Genomic DNA, 17,290 nt, shown 5'->3' on the forward strand with positions numbered 1-17,290 from the left:
CCCCGCCGGTGGTGTCCTCAACCAGCGCCGTCTCCAGCCGGTCCAGGGAGGTCGCAGCCGGCCCTGCAAGGCGGCGATGAACTCCTCCGGGTCCTGCGGCTGGCGGATCGCCGCGTAGTGCACGTCCCGGTTGTCCTCGAAGTCCGGCGGCAGGTCGTCCTCCGGGTTGCGCCACCGGTTCGCCCCGGCCACCCAGATCGACCGCCGCCGCAGCGCGTCCCGCAGGGACACCAGCACACACAGCTCGTACGGGATGCGCTCCACCCGGCCCCGCTCGTCCACCACGGCCGCCCGCCACTGCTCGGGCACCACCTCCTTCAGCGGAATCCGCTCCGCCTCGTCGAAGAACGCCCCCTCCTTCAGCGGCTGGTCCAGATAGCGGGTGAGCAGGCCGATCGCGTCCATCACCGGCCGGTAGGCGGTGTTGTTGCACTTCAACTCCAGCGCCTTCAAAAGCGGCTTGAGCATCCGCCGCCAGTGCGCCGAGTACGCCGACCGCAGCACCGTGCGCACCCTGGCCTTGTAACGGGCCTCATTCGCCGCGGCCTCCGCCGCCAGGGCCTTGAGCGTCTTCTCCCCGCCGACCACCGGGTAGATCACCCGCCGTACCACCCCCGCAGGCTCCGCCAGCGCCGCCTCGGCGACCCGCAGCAGCATCGCCTCCTTGCCGCGGACCTTCTTCAGCTCCGCGCCCAACTCCCGCTCGACCTTCCGCTCCGCCCGAGTGTTGATCTTCAGCACGAGCTGGATGAACAGCTCCACCAGCGAGTCGGTGATCTCTGTCTGCCGTACGTGGCACAGCGCCGCCAGCAGCGTCAGGCGCACCGGCCGCTTCATCCGCAGCAGGTTCGCCGGGTACTCCTTCGACGCCCGCGCCCGCCAGGCGTCCACGAGCTTCTCCGACACGTCCGCGAACAGGTCCCCGGGCAGCTCCAGCCGCTTGACCCGCTCCAGCTTGGTCACCTCCGCCAGCAGGCTCTCCAGCCCCGGCGCCCCCGGATCGGCCTTCAACTCGGTGAAGAACGACCGTCCCCCGCCCACCACATCGGCCTCGCTCTCGCCGCCGGCGAGCTCCTCACCCAAGATCAGCTCATCCAGCCGATCCCGGGTCGCCCGCGGCAGCCGCTCCGTCGTGGTGCGGCAAAACCGCTCCTCGAACGCCCGGATCGCCCGGCCCACCAGGCGGTCGACCTTCGCCAGGGCGGGCGGCTCGATGCGGTCGTTGCGGCAGCGGGTCACCACCGCGGCCACCAGGCGTTCACGCGACAGCTCCACCGGGCACAGCTCCGCGCTCAGCCACTCCGCCAGCGCCGCCTGGTCCTCCTCGGTCGACTCGCGGAACTTGTACGCGGCCCGGATCTCCGACCGGTGCCGCGTGATCGCTCGCCCCGCCCAGTCGTACGACGCCCACTCCTCGGCCGACACCTTCACCTGCTGGGCCACGTACGACACCACCGGCTCCGGTATCTCCCCGGCGCTCTCCGGGAAACGAGCCTCCACCTCGAAGAACTTCAGCAGCAGAGCGAACCCCAGCCGGTTCGCGCCGGACTTGTTCCGCAGCCGCTTCATGTCGTCTTCGAGCAGCGTCCAGACCTCGATCAAGTCCTCCGGCTCCCACTCCTGCCGCACTCTGGCCTCCTCCCGGTCGCCATGACCTGACCACCGTGACCGCGCCGCGCAGGGAAGGGGACGGGAAGATCGAAATCCGAGACAAGCTCACCCCTGATCCGCTACAGAGAGCTACTTGTCGGGTGGCGGCAGTTATACGAGAGCAGGGCCTCTTCAAGGACTCCGGCGTGCCGATGCCACCAAAGATGAGCGGCCTGCAGACCCCCGAATAGCCCCTGAACAGGCAAAACACCTCACCGAGGCGTGGACACACGACCCCGACGGCACCTCACGCCCGTTCCCCCAGGTCAGCCCCAGGATTCAACCGACTCGTGTGCCCACCAACTGATGAACTCGGGGTCGAGTCTCGTCGATCCAGAAGCGAAAGACCTCCTCGTCGGGCGCCGTCCAGTCGAAGTCGCCATCCGGTCCGACGATGTAGCCGTCAAGTGAGACGCTCATCGAAGAATAGGTCACGCTGCGCATCAGAGGTCCTCCTCAGTGACGGGTTCGGCAGTACGACTGCCGGACGCCGCAGGACTCATCGCGGCTCGCGGGATCCCCTGGGCCGAGTCACCTCACGAGATCATTTCGTTGAGAAAACCTTCAGTCGCTGTTTTGGTCAAGAACGGGCTGGGAGTGCCGTGCCAGGTGATGGTGAGGGCGTCACGGGCTCGGGTGGCGGCGACGAAGAGCATCGAGCGGGCCTTGCGCAGCTCTCGCCGGTAGCGTGCGGGGTCTTCGGTGCGGTACCGGTCGATGGCCTCCATCCTCGGCACAAGGCGGTCGTTGGCGCCGACGATGACGAGGCGCTGGTATTCCAGTCCCTTGAAGCGGGGCATGGTGCCGACGTGGATGGCGCCATCGCCGCGGGGGCCATCGGAGGTCAGCTGGGCGTAGTCGAGGCCGGCTTTGGTGGCGAGGTGGTAGATGACCTGGCTGACCTTGTCGCGGTCGGGGACTGCTACGGCGATGAGGCCGCGCGTGTCGCGCTCGGTGCCGTTGTCATGGGCGGCGAGTTCGTCGCGCCAGGTGCGCAGTGTGGAGGCGAGGCCGTCGAGTTCGTCCTCCCACGTGGTGTAGCCGTGCAGCTCGGGGACGGGGCCGTGGAGGACGGAGCGGTAGCCGGCGAGGGTGTCAGTTCCCTCATCGAGGTCGTCGTATGTCTCGCCGGACATCACCGAAAGGGCTTGGGCGAGGATTTCTTTGGTGGTGCGGTAGCTCAGGGAAAGACGGGCGGAGCGGCCTCGGACGTTGATGCCGAGGGAGCCGAGGGAGACATGGTTGTCGTAGACGCGCTGGTGGGTGTCGCCGGCGATGAACATGTCGTTGTCGCCGGGAGCGACCATCGCCCTGAGCATCTTCCAGTGTGCGGCGCGCAGGTCTTGTGCCTCGTCGACGACGACGTGCCGGTAGCGGTGTTTGAGGTCGTGCAGTGATGCCTCGGCGTCGCGGTGGATGAGGTCGCGACCGCCGACCTGTTCCTTGTATGCCTGGCGGGTTTGGACGCGGGCGGCGCGTTCCATCTCATAGCGGGCGGCGCGTTCGGCGGCTTGGCCCCAGGTCTCGATGCCTTTGTTGTCGAGGCTGGCGGTGAAGCGGTCGAGGATGTTCCAGACGGCGGCGCGTTCAGGGCGGGTGAGCGGGTGCCCGCGGCCGGCTCGGCGGGTTTGGAAGTAGGCGGCGCGGGTGGTCACAGACTGGCCGAGGATGACCTGTTCCCACTCCTCGAGGAGGAACTCCGGCTCCCAGGAGCCCTGCTGGTCGAATTCGTTCAGGACGGCACGCAGCTCGTTCAGGGCCGTGCGGTCGTCGATGCGGCGCTTGTTGCGGCCGCTGAGTGCGTTCTCGGTGATGACCTTGTAGGCGAGTTCGTCGATGTGGGTGATGTCGACGCGGGCCAGGAGGGCGGGATCGCCGATGAGGTCGCTGAGGCGGGCGTGGAGGTCGGCGGCGAGGTTCTTGGTGAAGGTGGTCAGCAGGATGGGCTTGTCCCGGCCGGGCTTGAGCTGCTGCAGGAGGTGGTGGATGCGGTGCAGGGCGACAATGGTCTTGCCCGTGCCGGGACCGCCAGAGACCCGGGCGGGGCCGTTGTAGTCGCGGTTCACCAGGCGCGCCTGGGTGGGGTGCAGGAAGACCTTCCATGCCTGGAAGTCCCCTGCTTCCAGAACCTTCTTCAGGGCGTCGTCGACGGTGGTGACGGTGGTGCGGGCGAGGGCGGCGCCGAAGTCGGCGAGGTCGATGTGCTCTGGTGAGGCGACCGCGTCGGTGATCTCGGCGCGTACCTCGTCCGGGCTCATCCCTGCGGCCAGGCCATAGAGGATGTCCTGGGAGAGCAGGGGTGCTCCGGCGACCAGGCGGTCGAGGTCGGCGGTGTCGGTGAGGGTGAGCGCGACGTCGATGAGGGATTCGGCGACGCCGAGTTCCCGCAGCAGCTGGGGGGAATGGGCGGCCAGCAGTGGAGGTGTCGCGGCAGCCGGCTCCCCGTCGCCGGGGGAAGCTGGCCCGGGCAGTGCGGGGGGTTCGGTTTCTTCTGTGCTGGTGGTGTCCGGTTCGGCGGGGACGAGTTGGATGCCGGCGCGGCGCAGTGCGCTTTCGCCGACGACCGAGAGGTCGACGAACTCGATCTCTCCGGAGACCCGGTTGATGGCGACGGAGAGTTGTTCGTAGACGTCCCGGCGGTGTCGGACCGCGATGATCAGCCAGTTCTCGTCACCGCGCTCGTCGGTTCCGGTGCGGGTGAGCAGGGCACGGTAGGAGTCGTCGATCCGTGCGGAGAAGATGTGCGAGTCGCCCTTGAGGGCCTTGAGCTGCAGGCCGTTGCTGTGCGGGTTTTCCCGGAAGCGGTAGGAGAAGTCGTAGAACTTGGCCTTCACCGAGCGGTCGAGCTTGTAGAGCTCGTGTTCGGCTTTCTGGTACAAGCTGAGGCGAACGGTCATCAGAGGGCGTCTTCCGGATGGTGGAGGGGTCTACCTGGGGGCTGGTGCTCTGTTTCAGCTGTCTTCGGGGACGTCGGGGAGCAGAGCGAGCAGTTCGTCGAGGCGGGTGAGCCAGTCGGTGGCGCTGCGGATGGTCCAGCCGGCGGCTTGGTAGGCGCTGTCGCGGCGCTCGGTTTCAGGGCTGAGGCCCGCGTGGGGCGCGCAGGAGACGATGGCGACTTTGGTCGTGTCCTGGTCCCAGGCGAAGTCGGCTTGCCAGCCGCCGTCGCCGAGTTCGTAGCCGAAGATGGGGGCTGTCTTGCCGCGGGCGGCGACTGCGTGGGCGACGTCGATCAGGTCGGCTTCGCTGTCCGGGTCGAGCAGGGGGATGATCTCTTCGTCCCAGGCGGAGTCGCGTAGCGCCGCAGGCTGGTGGGCTTCCTCGACGGGTTCGCCGGTGGGCTGCGCATCGGGCAAGGGGGCGGGCTCGGGTGCGGGGGTGCTGGCGGGTTTCGGGGTGGGTGTGACGGACGGATCGGGCGCTATTGCGGTGTTCGGGGTGTCGAGGGGGGTGGGGTATTGCGGGCTGAGCAGTTCGAGGATGTCCTTGTCGCCTCGTGTGCGCAGGTGGGTGAGGACGTCGTCCATCGTCGTGGCGTCGTTGAGACCGATACGCCGGCCCAGGACGGCCGGCATGTCCTTTTCGAGGATCTGGCCGGACAGGGCCATCAGCCGCAGGGCGCGCTGGGTGTCGGTGAGGTCGCGTTCGTCCTTCTCGGCCAGGCGTAGTGCTTTGAGGTGGCCGTCCTTGGCTGCCAGGAACACGTGGTCTCCCTCTCCTGCTTCGATGTGTTCGAGCAGGGTGCGCAGGGAGCCGCAGGCGGGCTGGTTGCGCCAGACGAGGTGGGTGGTGCCGACGGCGTGGGACAGTTCCAGTCGGCCGCCGGGGGCGAGGCCGAGGTGTGCGGCGAAGCCGGTGGGGATGGTGAAGCCGGAGCCGCGCAGGTGTTCGCCGTTGACGTCGAGCCGGTACCACCAGGTGCCCTGGCCCGTCTGGAAGCAGCGCCGGGTCCGTGCGACGTCGCGTCGTGGCTGGTAGTCGGCGAGTGCGGGATCGTCGGGGGCACTCAGGCGGACCCAGCCTCGTTGGAAGCGGTCGTATTCCGGGGCTGCGAGGTAGGCGCGAACCGACTTTTCTGACACGTCGAATTGCGAGCAAAGCGAGGTGACGATGTCCTCGGTCTGGGCCTCGCCGCCGGCGCTCTCAAGTTCCCGGTTGATCATTTCGCGGATGCCGAGGTAGGGGGTGCCGCCCCATCGGCGCAGGCCATACAGGTCTCGGTCGCGTCGCAGGAAGCGGTCGTCGGTTTGGATCTGGTTGCGCAGGCTGGCCAGGGCCGTGGTGTCGTCCAGGCGGCTGTAGAGGTCTTCCATCGACAGGGGGTGCCCGACCAGTGCCAGGACGGCTTCGGCCCGGTCGCTGATCGAGCGGCCCCAGGGCAGCAGGTGCCCGTCGATGACGCGGAAGCCCTTGACCGCCTGCAGCCAGGCGTCGGCGTCGGTGTCGCGGATGCCTTGCTGGGCCAGCAGCTCCACGATGTCGGACCAGGCGGGCACCGAGGTGGTGCAGCGTTTTGCGAGCTCGATGCGTGTTTGTTCCAAGCGTTGGTCGAGATCGCCGTGCACCAGCCAGCCGCTCGTCCAGGTGCGGTCAGGCAGCAGTGAGGCGATGACCTGCCACAGGGGCAGGCCGAGGGCGGAAACGGGTTGCTCGTGGGCGGGGTGTAGGGCGCGAAGGCTCGCTTCGGTGGCCACGGGCCCGAGGTGTTCCTGGACGGCGAGGAGGTGGCTGAGGAAGGGCTGGCCGTCGTCGGAGTGGAGCCACAGCTGGAGGTTCTTCTCGAGCTCGACCTGGATCTGCCGTGCTCGTTCGCGGCTGACTCCGAACTGCTCACCGAGGCTCTCCAGGGAGGTCCGGCTCTGGCCGAAGGTGCGTCCGGCTGCGATGGCCAGCTGCCGTTCGCCCCAGGTGCTGACGAGAGATTCGAGTGCGTCGAGCGGTTGTGCTGCCAGGGCGGGCACCGCGGTGCCGGCAGGGGCGGGTATCCCGGGCGTCGTGACGGCGGCTGGCTGGCCTGCAGGAGCGGTGGTGGGGGTGTCGCTGCCGTGCCCGGGGTGCTGGGCCCACGCGCACAGCGTTTCTGCGGCAGCGTGGATGGCGGGGGGCGCATCGGCGGGGAGCAGGCGCGCCAGCAGGGCTGTGACGGCGGCGACGTCCGTGTCGAGCTCGGCGGCTGCGGTGTCCGGTGCGGCGGTGGCGGGTTTCGTCAGGTCGCGTCCGCCGGTGAGGAAGGGGCGCAACAGGGGCAGGACGAGCTGCGGGAGGGTCTCCTCGCCGACGACGTGGGCGATGGTGGTGGTCAGGTCCGTCTGCTGGCCTTCTGGGCAAAAGCACAGCTGGGGCAGTGCCGTGGCGAGCATCAGGTGCGGCCAGTGGGCCGAGAGTGCGTGTGCAGCGCGCTGGGCGACCTCTGGTGCGCTGGTGGTGGCGATGGCGTCGCTCAGCGGTGTGTCGATCCACCAGGTGTCGGGTAGGCGGGTGTCGCTCAGTACATTCCCCAGCTGGTGCGGGTCGCCAAAGCGGAGAGCTGGCAGCAGGTCGGCGAGGACGTGGTGCCATGGCGGCTTGGGTTCGATCAGACCAGTCACGTGAGGTTCCGCATCTCGTACGTTCGATGGTGTTGGCATCGGGGGTGTCACCTGCTGGGGCGCGCTGCCTCACACCGTGGGTGGCACGGTGCGAGGCGTTGCGGCTGAAAGATCCGTCAGACGTGGAGGGTGTGGCGGTCGGCCGCTTGGCCGGGGGTGCGCCGTGCTACCACTCCAGGGCGTCCAGCATGTCCTTGACGGGGTCATCGGTGGTGTCTGCCGTGGGGGTGAGTGCATCGAGCACGAGCGAGCTGACGATGGCGACGAGGTCCCTGCTGCCCCGGGTGTTGATCTCTGCCTGGAGGCAGTGCAGGCCGCCGTTGGCGTACTCCTCGAAGATCTTCAGCCGCTCGGCGAGCCGGTCGTCGGCGAGGATCTTTGCGTCTTCGGGGACCTCGGCTGCTGCGATCAGGTCGATGAGCACGTCGCCGTATTCCCGGTTTTCCACCAGCGCGTAGCGGATCATCTCCCCCGACTTCTCGAACGGAACGCGGCGTTCCTTTCGGCGGCCCAGGGAGGCGGCGAACAGCAGCGCCTCGTAGTTGGCGCGGAAGGGGCCGTCCTTACCGGTGAGGAGGGACAGCAGCTGTTCGTGCTCGGCCGGGCGGCGAAAGCGGATCTCGACGGCCATCAGAGGGTCACCTCTTCCAGGACGGTGTGGTTGAAGTCGCCGTGGGAGACGTAGGGGTAGGCACGGCCGTGGATGGTGATGGTGTCCTCGTCGGCGTCGGTGTTGGTGATGTAGGAGCGCAGCACGTACATGCGGGATGCCGCCCCTCCGAGGTGGTCCAGCACCATGCCGCGGGACTGCGACTTCGACAGCAGGGTGACGATCTGCGAGGTGAGCTTGGGGAGGGATTCGGCGATGTCGTTCTGGTAGGCGACGTCGAGGTTTCCGAACGGGGCGTCCATGACGACCGGATACACACCCCCGCCTCCCAGGACGGCGTCGGGCGTCTTCTGCTTGCGATCGTGGGTCTCCTTGGCCAGTTCGGAGACGGCTCCCACGAACGACAGCCCCAGGATCTGGTTCTCGCCGGTGCTGCGGGCGGCGGCAACACCAGCCGAGTGGTTGACCAGTTCCAGCGCGAAGGCAGGGGTGAGGTGGGGAGTGAAGGGTTTGATGCAGATCCGACCGAAGACGCTCTTGACCTTCTGGTCGAGCTGCTGGCGGACCTCCTCGGTCTTGACAGCTAGGATCCGTTGGAAGGCGGTGAGAACTTCGTCGACTAGGGCGACCTGCCGCTGGATGCGCTTGGACTCCTCGTCCTGCACCCGCGCGGAGTGGAACTGGCGCCTGACCTTCTCGATCTGCTCATCCAGCTCGGTCAGCTGGGACTGGGCCTCACGGTGCTGCTGCAGGGCGTCCAGGCGCTTGCGGTCGAACTCCTTGCGCCGCTCCTCCAGGCGCTGGACGTCCATCACGTCGACGCCCTCCAGCTCGCGGGCGATGTCGCTCTCTTCGGCGTCGATCTGCCGGATAGAGGACTCGATCTCTTCAATGTCGGCGACGCACTCTCGCAGCTTCGCCAGCAGGTCCGCCCGCGCCAAGGTCAGGTCGGCTGCCTTGCCGCGCAGGTACATCCAGCGGGTTTCGACATCGGCGAGCCCGGCGTTGTAGCGGCGTTCCTCCAGCGCCATCCGCGCTTGGGATCCCTCGGGCAGGTCGCGCCCGCACATGCACAACCCGTCTTCGAGGAGACCGTCGATGTAGTCGCGCTGGATGCCCGCGGGCAGCTCTCGGCGCTTGCGCATCCCTTCGGCGAGATCCAGGACCTGGTTGTCGATGCCGCCAGTGAAAGCAAGGAAGCTGCTCCGGGCGAGCAGGTCGCGCTTTTTCTCCTGGCGTTCGGCCCGCTTGGCCACCAGATCGTCCAGGCGTACCTTCAGCTTGGCACGCTGGCGCTGCAGCGGCGCCGCCTTGCCGTTGGCAAGGAGCGCTTGGTTGGCCGCCTCGACTTCACGCTCATAGCCGCCGGCGGTCTCCGACAGCTGCAGCAGCTGTTTGTGGACGTCGAGCTTGTGCTGCTCCAGCCGTTCCTGTTCGGCCGTCAGCGCCTGTAGGCGTCCGTCGCCGTTGCTGCCGATCTGTCGGCTGAGCTTGCGGGAGGCGTTCGGCAGGTGGGTGGCGATGGCTCGCTCGATCTCCTCAAGCCCCATCAGGGTCTTGATCGCCTGCTTGACCTCGTCCGTGCGGTCGCCGGTGAACATGCGCTCCATGCGCTCACCGTTGAAGAAGAAGAACTGCCGCAGGCCTTCGGGGAGGATCTTTTGTATGCGGTCCTGGCCGTTGGTGACGGTGGCGCTGACGCCGTGCTCGGATTCGGTGACGATGAGCTTCGCCGTCAGCGCGACCTGCTCTTCAGTTTTCTTGGTCGTCGTGACCGTACGCAGCACGGTGAACAGCAGTCCTTCGTGCTCGAATTCGACCTTCACCGAGGCGCTGACCACCTCGCCGAAGGGTGTCTGCGTCCACGCATGGTCGTTGATCACGCGTTCCTGATGTTCGACATCGTCGGAGAAGGCGCCGTAGAGCGCCCACGTGAACGCGTTCAGGAGAGTGGTCTTGCCCGCGCCGTTCATGCCGAAGATCAGGATGGCCGGCTTGTCTGGGGTGACCTCGAGATCAAGCTGCTGGGTTCCGTAGAAGACGCGGAAATTGTCCAACGTGAGCTTGAGCAGTTTCATTTGGCCAGCTCCTTGGTGGCGCGGACGATCTCGTCCGTGAGCAGGGTCGGGTTCTTCACATGCAGGTGCTCACGCTCGAGCTGCCACACTTTCGCCACGAGCTTCCTGGCTTCCGGCGACAGGTCGTCCATGATGTCTTTCAGGCTTTCCGTCGTCCCCATGGTCTTTCTCCACACGTCGGGCTGTCTGTCGGTCGTGCACGTGCTGTCAGGTGTCCATGAGCCCGTAGCGCAAGCGCAGCGGGCGCAGGATGTCGAGGGTGTGTGCCTCGTTGTCGGCGAGCCGGGCGAACTCCGTCACCCGTGCCAGCTCGCGCGCCACCATGCGGCGTTCGGTCTCGTGCTGCAGATCGCTGGCAGCGCTGGGGGGGACGACGATGAAATCGACGATGTCCGCGCGTTCCTTTCCCGGTGCCTTGCGTAGGACGCGGCCGCGGCGCTGAATGAACTGGCGCGGGTTGGAGGAGCTGGCAAGGAGGTAGGCGGTGCGTGCGGCCGGCACGTCCACTCCCTCATCGAGGCACTTCATCGACAGCAGGACCTGCAGTTGAGTGCCGGTGGCGAACTGACGCAGCAGGTGCTGGCGTTCAGGGCGTTTGGTTTCGGCAGTGTAGGGCGCTGCGGGCATGCGCAGTTGCGTGCCGACCATGGCCAAGGCCTGCTGTAGCTGCGTCGGCTCATGCGGATCACCGCCCTCGAAGGACAGGGGGTGGCGGCCCTCGGCGCAGTACAGCAGCTGGTACCAGTCGTTGCGCCGCGCGGTGATCTCGCGGCGCAGGGCGGGCAGCTTGGCGCGGGCGTGTCCGAGAATGTTGGAGCGTCGCCGCAGCAGCTGGCCCAGCGGGCTGTCGTCGTCGGTGTCGTGGGAGAGGCCCTCAGCTGCGATGATCTTGGCGATTTTCTCGGTCACCTCCGCGTAGAGGTAGGCCTCCTCGTCGTCCAGTTCGACCAGTACGGGTGTGTAGGTGTAGCGGCACAGGGCTCCGGCGCGGATGGCGTCGCCGATGCCCATCTCGAAGACGACGTCGCCGAAGTAGTCCGTCAGTGCCGCGGTGCCCTGATCGTCGAACCAGCGCTCCGGTGTGGCCGACAAACCCAGCCGGTATGCGGCGGATGCCGGGAGCTTTTCCCGCAATCGTTTGGCGCCGAGGTTGTGGCATTCGTCCGCGATGACGAGGAGGCGGCCGCGGTGGCGGGCCAGGATCGACTGCAGCGGGCCGGCGGCGAAGGTGGCGTTGGTGGTGACCAGGACTCCGCCCTGGGCGCTGCCCAGGGCCAGGGCGTCCAGCAGCGAGGAGGCTTTGCCGTACCAGCTGTTGGTGGATTCGTAGGCGCGGATGGGTTGCACGCCGAACCAGGCGATGTCTTTGCACCATTGGTCGACCAGGTGCTGGTACGGGGCGATGACGAGGGTCAGCAGTCCTTGGTCGCGTTTTTGCAGCACGCGGGTCAGTTGGGCTGCGGCCGACAGCGCGGTCAGTGTTTTGCCCGTGCCGGTAGCCATGCGCAGGATGCCCCGGCCACCTTGGGCGAACCAGCGTTCGACGGCTTGTTTCTGGTAGTCCCGTACGGTCAGCTCGCCGGGGATCGCCAGTCGTCCGGACGTCTCCGGGCGGGGCAGAGTGATTAGGGCACCGTCCAGCAGCGGCAGTTCCACCTCGCGTGCTGTGGACCGGGCGCAGCGTTGGATGACCGTGTGGGCGGCGGCGGTGAAGTCGATCACTCGCAGCAACGGAGTCCGGTCGTCCCAGAGGTCTTCGAAGTCCTGGCTGATGCGTACGGCCCGGCTCCGGTCGCCCGGCTCCCAGGTGCGGAAGACCTCGATGGATTCGAAGTTGCCGACCAGTCCCGGCATGGTCTCGTTCGCGCTGCCTTTGAAGGCGACCAGGTCGTGGCCGTCGCGGAAGATGCCGATCTTCTCGTGGTAGATGCCAATCCGGTCGTGGGAACTGATGTAGGCGAGCTTGATGTCGAGGCGGCCATCGGCGATGAGCAGGCCGAGCTTGCCCAGCCCGCTCGCTGCCCGCGGGTCCTGGGCCGCCTGCTCCATGTCCCGCACGGCAGCCTGTTCCAGCACGGCCCGCAATTCGTATCCGGCGTGGATCTGTTCCACGTCCTCAGCCGTCAGTTGAGGGGAGGCGATGATGCGCATCGTGCCGCCGCGCGCGGCGAAATCGTCCAGCCCCTGGCCAAGGACGGCCAGCACCGAGGCGCTGAAGTAGCCGACCGCACGGTCGTAGGAGGTGGCCGCGTCGAGGGAGGGGACGTAGAAGTCGCCGACGATGTCGCAGCGGTCGCTGCGGTAGTCGGCGTGCAGATCGACCGCGCGCAGCCCGTGTGAGTGCCCGGTCATCACAGCCCCATGAGGTTGATCAGGTCGTCGGAGGACGGCCCGTCGTCGCCGGAGCTGGCGCTGCCAGCCGATGGCTGCTCACCGTCGTCTTCAGCGCGGACGTCGCTGAGCCGGCGGACCACGCCATTGCGCGCGGTGAAGGGAGGCGAGGAGGCGGACACGCGAACACTGGCGGCGGCGATGGTGAACTCAAGGGTCAAGGTGGCGACCAGCTCGTCGATGGGGATCGAACCGCCCGCCCAGTCCACCTCTTGTGCGATCAGCTCCTTGATGCTGGTGTAGGGGCGCAGTCCCCACTGCGCGAGCGCCCAGGAGTTCACGTCGCTGCGCACGAACCGGTCGTCTTTGGACAGCTGGGCTTTCAGCGAGCGAACGTTCACGCCCGGGCCCATACGGTTGACCAGCAGCGGCCAGTCCAGGGGGTGGCCGAGTTCCTCGAGCACGGCAAGAGCGCGGTCGGTCAGCGATGCGCGCCGCGCAGCGTCGGGTGCGGCGGGCTCGTCGGCGGGCAGGTCGGCAAGATTCTCGGAGATATCGGGGCCGGAGGCGTCGTCGGGCAGCTGCCAGCCGTCGGGGGTGGCGACTGCAGCGAGGGCGCGTGCCACCAGCGTCCGCAGTGGCTCGGGCAGTTCCTCGCTGTTTTGCAGCAGATCGGTCAGCTGCTCGCCCGGGCGCTGCCGGCAGGCGTACACGCGGAGCTGCTCGAAGACTTCCTCTATCTGCGGCGCGCGCTCTGGCACGGATCCCGGAGGGGAGTCTGCGCGCGTGGAGGGGGCAGGGGAGGGTGTGGTGGCAGCTGCAGCGTCGAGGGGAGCGGCCGGGGCGGCGGGCCGCGGCGGTGCCAGTTCATAATCACCGTCCACCGCTGCCACACGGTGGGCTACGACGGCGGACTGCTGTGCGGGCGCGAGTTCGACCTGTTGGCCGCCGACGACACGCAGCCCGCAGTACTGAAGCCACTGCTCGGTGGCTTTGAGAGGACGCCCGGTGTCCTTCAGCAGCCGCACGGCTGCGGACAGCGACAACGCCTCCCCCGGAACCAGGCCGAGCGCGCTGCGGGTCAATTTACGGGCGTGCGCCAGCGAACCGCTGAACAGCCAGTCGCCGTCACTGCTTCCCGACCAGTGCAGGGCGAGTAGCAGCTCAAGCACCCGCACCTCGCTGCCGGGCAGCCGGTCGGCGAGCCAGGGGTGGTGGTCCGCCAGATCGGCACGGGTAACGGGAGCCTGGGTTGCGGACTCAAACAGCTGCAAGGCGCAAGCGAGCTTGGAGGACGTCAGCGCCGCGTTCTGCAGCTGCTGGGGCAGCTCCTCCAGCAGCCGTGCCATCCACGACCGCATGGTGCTGTAGCGGACGGCCAGTTCGTCAACCGGCACCGGGACAGGTGCGCACAGGTGCAGGGTGATCAGGTCCTGCTGGCGGGCATCGAGAGAGATGAACCATCCCTGGACCGCATGGTCGGGGCTCTCCGGCTCGGTGTGCGCAGGCGACGCGAGCGCGTGCGGGGGCTCGTCCTGGGACGGCTCCGGCTGCGAAGACAGGGCTGCGGCGCGCACGAGAGCCGCGAGTATGTCGCGCTTTGTGTCGGTGCGGACCTTCGCCAGGCAGGCAATGTTCGACGGAGTCAGAAGGGCCACGTCGGCCAGTGTCCTGCCACCTGCGGCCTGCAGGATGTCCAACGCCGTCGTCTCCAGTTTCAGCTCTGCCGTCGGCATCTGCTGCGGTAGCGACGGAAGCAGCAGGTGCAAAGGCCGTGCGTCCAGCTCGGGCTCACCGCTCCAACCCAGGAAGGAGGCGAGCAGGTCGAAGACGTCATCCATGTACGGGCGGCGTGCGCTTGTCTCTTCCGGTGTCTCGTGCAGCCACCACTGCGCTGGCCCTCCCATCCGCTGGAGTGCGAGCAACTGCTCGGGCCCCAGCTGATCCAGCCACGGCAACGCGACGTGCCACGTTGGCTTGAGCAACGAGAGCGAAGCTGACATCTTTCCCACCCTGTTCGTGCCGGTGAACCCGCTGCGGTGCCCGGCGGCAAGGACTTCTTTTGGTCCTCGCCGCCGGGCACCGCTCACTCACTCAGAAGATCGTTCACACTGCTCACCGGCTCGTCTTCGATCTCCTCGGCGCCGGCTGCACCGTCTTCGCTCTCCGCCTGCGCGTCCTGCGGCTCCTGCGCGGGCACCCCGTGCTGGTCGAACTGCGCCAGCCAGTTCTTGTACGGCTCGTCAGAGCCGTAGAACCACTCCTTCAGGGCGCGGCCGAGCGCAGCACGGGCGGCCTTTTCCGCCTCCTTCCGCAGCTTCGTCGTGTCGGTGACGCCGGGCCGGCTGGTCTTGAGTGCCTTCAGCTGCTGGTCCTGGCACAAGCTCAGGTACAGGCCCCGCGCAGCGCCGAGCTTGTCGTCGAATCCGGTCCGGTCGGTGAACCAGACAGAGATGTGCGCCCACGCCTGAGGGGTGTCCAGTACCTGGAGCCAGAAGTAACGGAAGTAGACCGCCTGCGGGGTGTCCATGTTGGCGATCTGGTTCAGAGGATGGGCGATCTCGTTCTTGTTGAAGGCAAGCCTGCGGTCCTTGGCCTTGCCCGCCTCCAAAGCGAAGTAGGCGTTCCACGCCTTCACCAGCGCCTCCGCGAACTGCGGCAGGTCCTTGATGTCGGCGCCGCCGGGCTGGTCCTTGCGCAGCTCCCAGAGTGAGCCCAGGGTCATCATCATGCCCAGCTGGCAGGCGTGGGTGTTGAACACGGCGTAGGCAGCCTTCGACTGCTTGAGCGCGGCGCTGCGACCGGAGTCCAGATACGCCTGGGCCCGGTAGGTTTCGAAGATCTCCTCCCGTCCCTTCAGCGCCTCCCAGGCGCGGATCACATCGGACTTGGTCGTCTTCCTACCTGCGGTCTTCTCATCCAGATAGTGCTCGTAGCTGTCGCGCAGCGTCCAGAACACGCCTACCCCGCTGAACAGGGCATCGTGGGCGAGGGTCAGGCCAGTGTCGTCTATGTGCCAGTCCTCCTTCAGCTGCGTCAGGGCCGTGGCGTGGGCAGCGTAGGGGGCGGTGCGCGAGAGGAGGGTGAGGATCGCCCGGCCCCAGGTGGCGGCGAACTGGTCGCTGATGGCGTCCATCCATCCCAGGGGGAACGCCGTGTTGCCGATCTTGTCCCGCTGGTAGGTGACGCCGCCTTCCTCGAGCTGGTCGGGCAGGAGGTTGATGAGGTCCAGCTGCCCCTGCATGAAGGCGTCCAGCACCGGCTGGCTGAGCCGGCCGCCGATCTTCTGAGCGACATCCCTCAGGTATTTTGGAGGCCCGAAGACGCAGCGATCGACGGTGAACTTCAGCAGGTGGATGTTGGTCAGCACCGACCACCGGGCCGGCCGGGTGGAGTTCACCTCGGGGTTGTCGTACTCCACCGCATAGATAGGCAGCAGCGAGTCGCTCTTGTCGTTGCGCAGCTCGCTGAGCATGCGGCGGGTGAGCACATTGCTCAATTCGGCATCCGACAGCAGGATGATCCGGGACTCCGACGGTGGACGCGCTTCCTTGTTGACGTCCACGAACAGCTTGCGCGCAGCCTCATGGGGCCGCGCGTTCTCGCCGGTCTGGTCGGGGAACCAGCACACGGTCACCGGCACTTCGATACGGCTGAGGTCGACATCGCCGAAGTTGTCGAGCGCCTGCAGGACCTGGTTCTCGTAGAAGGAGCGGAAGCGGGCACCGCCAGAGTTCTGCCAGCTCTTGGTCATCGTGCGTTCGATGGCCAAGAGAGCCATCGCACGGTGCTGGCCATCGAGGACGACCAGCTGCGCCTCGGTCTTGTTCCACCACAGCTTGCCCACACTGGCCGGGTGGAGACGGTCATTGGCTCCGATCAGTCGCTGGATCTGGAACGCAGTGCCCGCCTGCTCCTGCTGCCACTGGGCGCCGTCGTCGGCGACCACGCTAGGCTGGCCCAGCGATTCGAAATGGGAGGGGCGCTTGCTGCGGAAGGGCAGCAGCACCGCGACGATGGGCGGCAGGAACGCAGGCCCGGTCGGCTTGAGATCTAGCAGGTAGGGGATCAGCTTGACCGCCACGCGATGATCGTCCAGGTCACGCTGCAGCAGCTGGTTGAAGTCCAGATCGCCGGCTTCCATGACCTCACGGACGGGAGCCAGGCTCTTGGTGAGCTGGCGCTCGGGATCGTCGGTCTCCTCGCCGAGCCGTGCCTTGGTCATGATGTAGTCCACCCGACCTGCCGGCGTGGTGAACGTGCCCCACGTTCCCTGAACGTAGTCGCGGAACGTGAGCTTGGTTCCTGAGCCGAACATCGTTTCCCTATTGCCTTCCGAGAATCGGCGCGTACAGCCGGTGCAGCAGCCACTCTGCTGACTGTGCAGTGTGGCGCAGATGCTTGAGAGTCACAGCGTCGTCTTCTTGATCGCTCAGATCGATCACCCAGGCTTCGAGCTGACGCATGGTCATGTTGCGGGCAGCCGCCCGCGCGCCGAACGTCTTTCCCTTCGCCCGGACCGCCGCGGCGTCCTCGGGGTGCTCACGCAGCCAGTCGTACGCCTTGGTGAAATCACGGCGGTGAGTGCGCAGACGCTCGCGCAGGTTCTCCGCCACACCTATGTACAGCGGTGAGGAAAACACCGGGGAGGCCATTTCCAGGATGGTGGCCATCACCCGCCGCCGCTCCTGGTTGTCCAGCGAGTCCATGAGTATCGCCAGACGCTTGTCCTCCTCCGCGGGGGAAGTGCCGGCTTCCTCGTCGGGCTGTCGCAGCGGCGTATCGAGTTCGAGGTCGCCCTCCCATGCAGCGCCGTAGGAACCGCGTCCGCGCAAGGCGATCGGCAGCGGCTCGTAGTAGCCCGCGTACCTTCTGAGCAACCGCAGGAAGCCCTCGATGGCTTGATCGCCCTGCGGGCTGGGCTGCATCTTCCAGTCATGCGGACTCGCCCTAAAGCTCACATACCAGGCGTACAGACCGGGAGTCTCAGGCGCTTCGTCGACGTCCAGCATGGAGTAGCGGCTATGCGAGAGAGT

At 67.2% G+C, this 17,290-nt stretch carries 10 protein-coding genes and 1 pseudogene; all 11 read right to left on the reverse strand.

Annotated features, from left to right (window positions below):
* A partial coding sequence (locus tag RH94_RS41360; RefSeq protein ID WP_199880946.1) for a DUF4158 domain-containing protein occupies window positions 1-1,629 on the reverse strand: 1,629 nt, incomplete at its 3' end.
* A gap of 306 nt (window positions 1,630-1,935) precedes the next feature.
* Window positions 1,936-2,094: pseudogene (locus RH94_RS14005) on the reverse strand (dihydrofolate reductase family protein); the annotation flags it as partial.
* Window positions 2,095-2,186: 92 nt separating this feature from the next.
* A complete protein-coding gene (locus tag RH94_RS14010) occupies window positions 2,187-4,547 on the reverse strand; it encodes a UvrD-helicase domain-containing protein (protein ID WP_073947932.1) in 2,361 nt (786 codons plus the stop codon).
* Window positions 4,548-4,601: 54 nt separating this feature from the next.
* Window positions 4,602-7,235: a sigma-70 family RNA polymerase sigma factor gene (locus RH94_RS14015; RefSeq protein WP_073947933.1), complete on the reverse strand. Its 2,634-nt coding sequence runs from the start codon at window positions 7,233-7,235 to the stop codon at window positions 4,602-4,604.
* A 166-nt stretch (window positions 7,236-7,401) separates the two neighbouring features.
* On the reverse strand, window positions 7,402-7,866 hold the full coding sequence (locus RH94_RS14020; RefSeq protein WP_073947934.1) for a DNA phosphorothioation-associated protein 4: 465 nt from the start codon (window positions 7,864-7,866) through the stop codon (window positions 7,402-7,404).
* A complete protein-coding gene (locus tag RH94_RS14025; RefSeq protein WP_234425757.1) occupies window positions 7,866-9,902 on the reverse strand; it encodes an AAA family ATPase in 2,037 nt (678 codons plus the stop codon). Before RH94_RS14025 ends, RH94_RS14020 begins: the two co-directional genes overlap by 1 nt.
* A gap of 17 nt (window positions 9,903-9,919) precedes the next feature.
* The gene (locus RH94_RS40730) at window positions 9,920-10,084 is read right to left on the reverse strand and encodes a hypothetical protein (protein ID WP_019524112.1); all 165 of its coding nucleotides are present in this window, start codon (window positions 10,082-10,084) and stop codon (window positions 9,920-9,922) included.
* Between the two features lie 46 nt (window positions 10,085-10,130).
* Window positions 10,131-12,275, reverse strand: coding sequence for a DEAD/DEAH box helicase family protein (locus RH94_RS14030; protein ID WP_073947936.1), 2,145 nt, complete (start codon window positions 12,273-12,275; stop codon window positions 10,131-10,133).
* Window positions 12,275-14,257 carry a hypothetical protein gene (locus RH94_RS14035; protein ID WP_073947937.1) on the reverse strand — a complete coding sequence of 661 codons (1,983 nt, stop codon included), beginning with the start codon at window positions 14,255-14,257 and terminating at the stop codon, window positions 12,275-12,277. The genes RH94_RS14030 and RH94_RS14035 overlap by 1 nt, the downstream gene beginning before the upstream one ends.
* A gap of 83 nt (window positions 14,258-14,340) precedes the next feature.
* Entirely contained in the window at window positions 14,341-16,572 is a 2,232-nt protein-coding gene (locus tag RH94_RS14040) for a ParB N-terminal domain-containing protein (protein ID WP_073947938.1), read from the reverse strand.
* A 7-nt stretch (window positions 16,573-16,579) separates the two neighbouring features.
* Window positions 16,580-17,266, reverse strand: coding sequence for a GIY-YIG nuclease family protein (locus RH94_RS14045; protein ID WP_143204017.1), 687 nt, complete (start codon window positions 17,264-17,266; stop codon window positions 16,580-16,582).
* Window positions 17,267-17,290: the final 24 nt, after the last annotated feature.

Origin of the sequence: Streptomyces kebangsaanensis, from assembly GCF_001906585.1 — a bacterium.
Classification (GTDB): domain Bacteria; phylum Actinomycetota; class Actinomycetes; order Streptomycetales; family Streptomycetaceae; genus Streptomyces; species Streptomyces kebangsaanensis.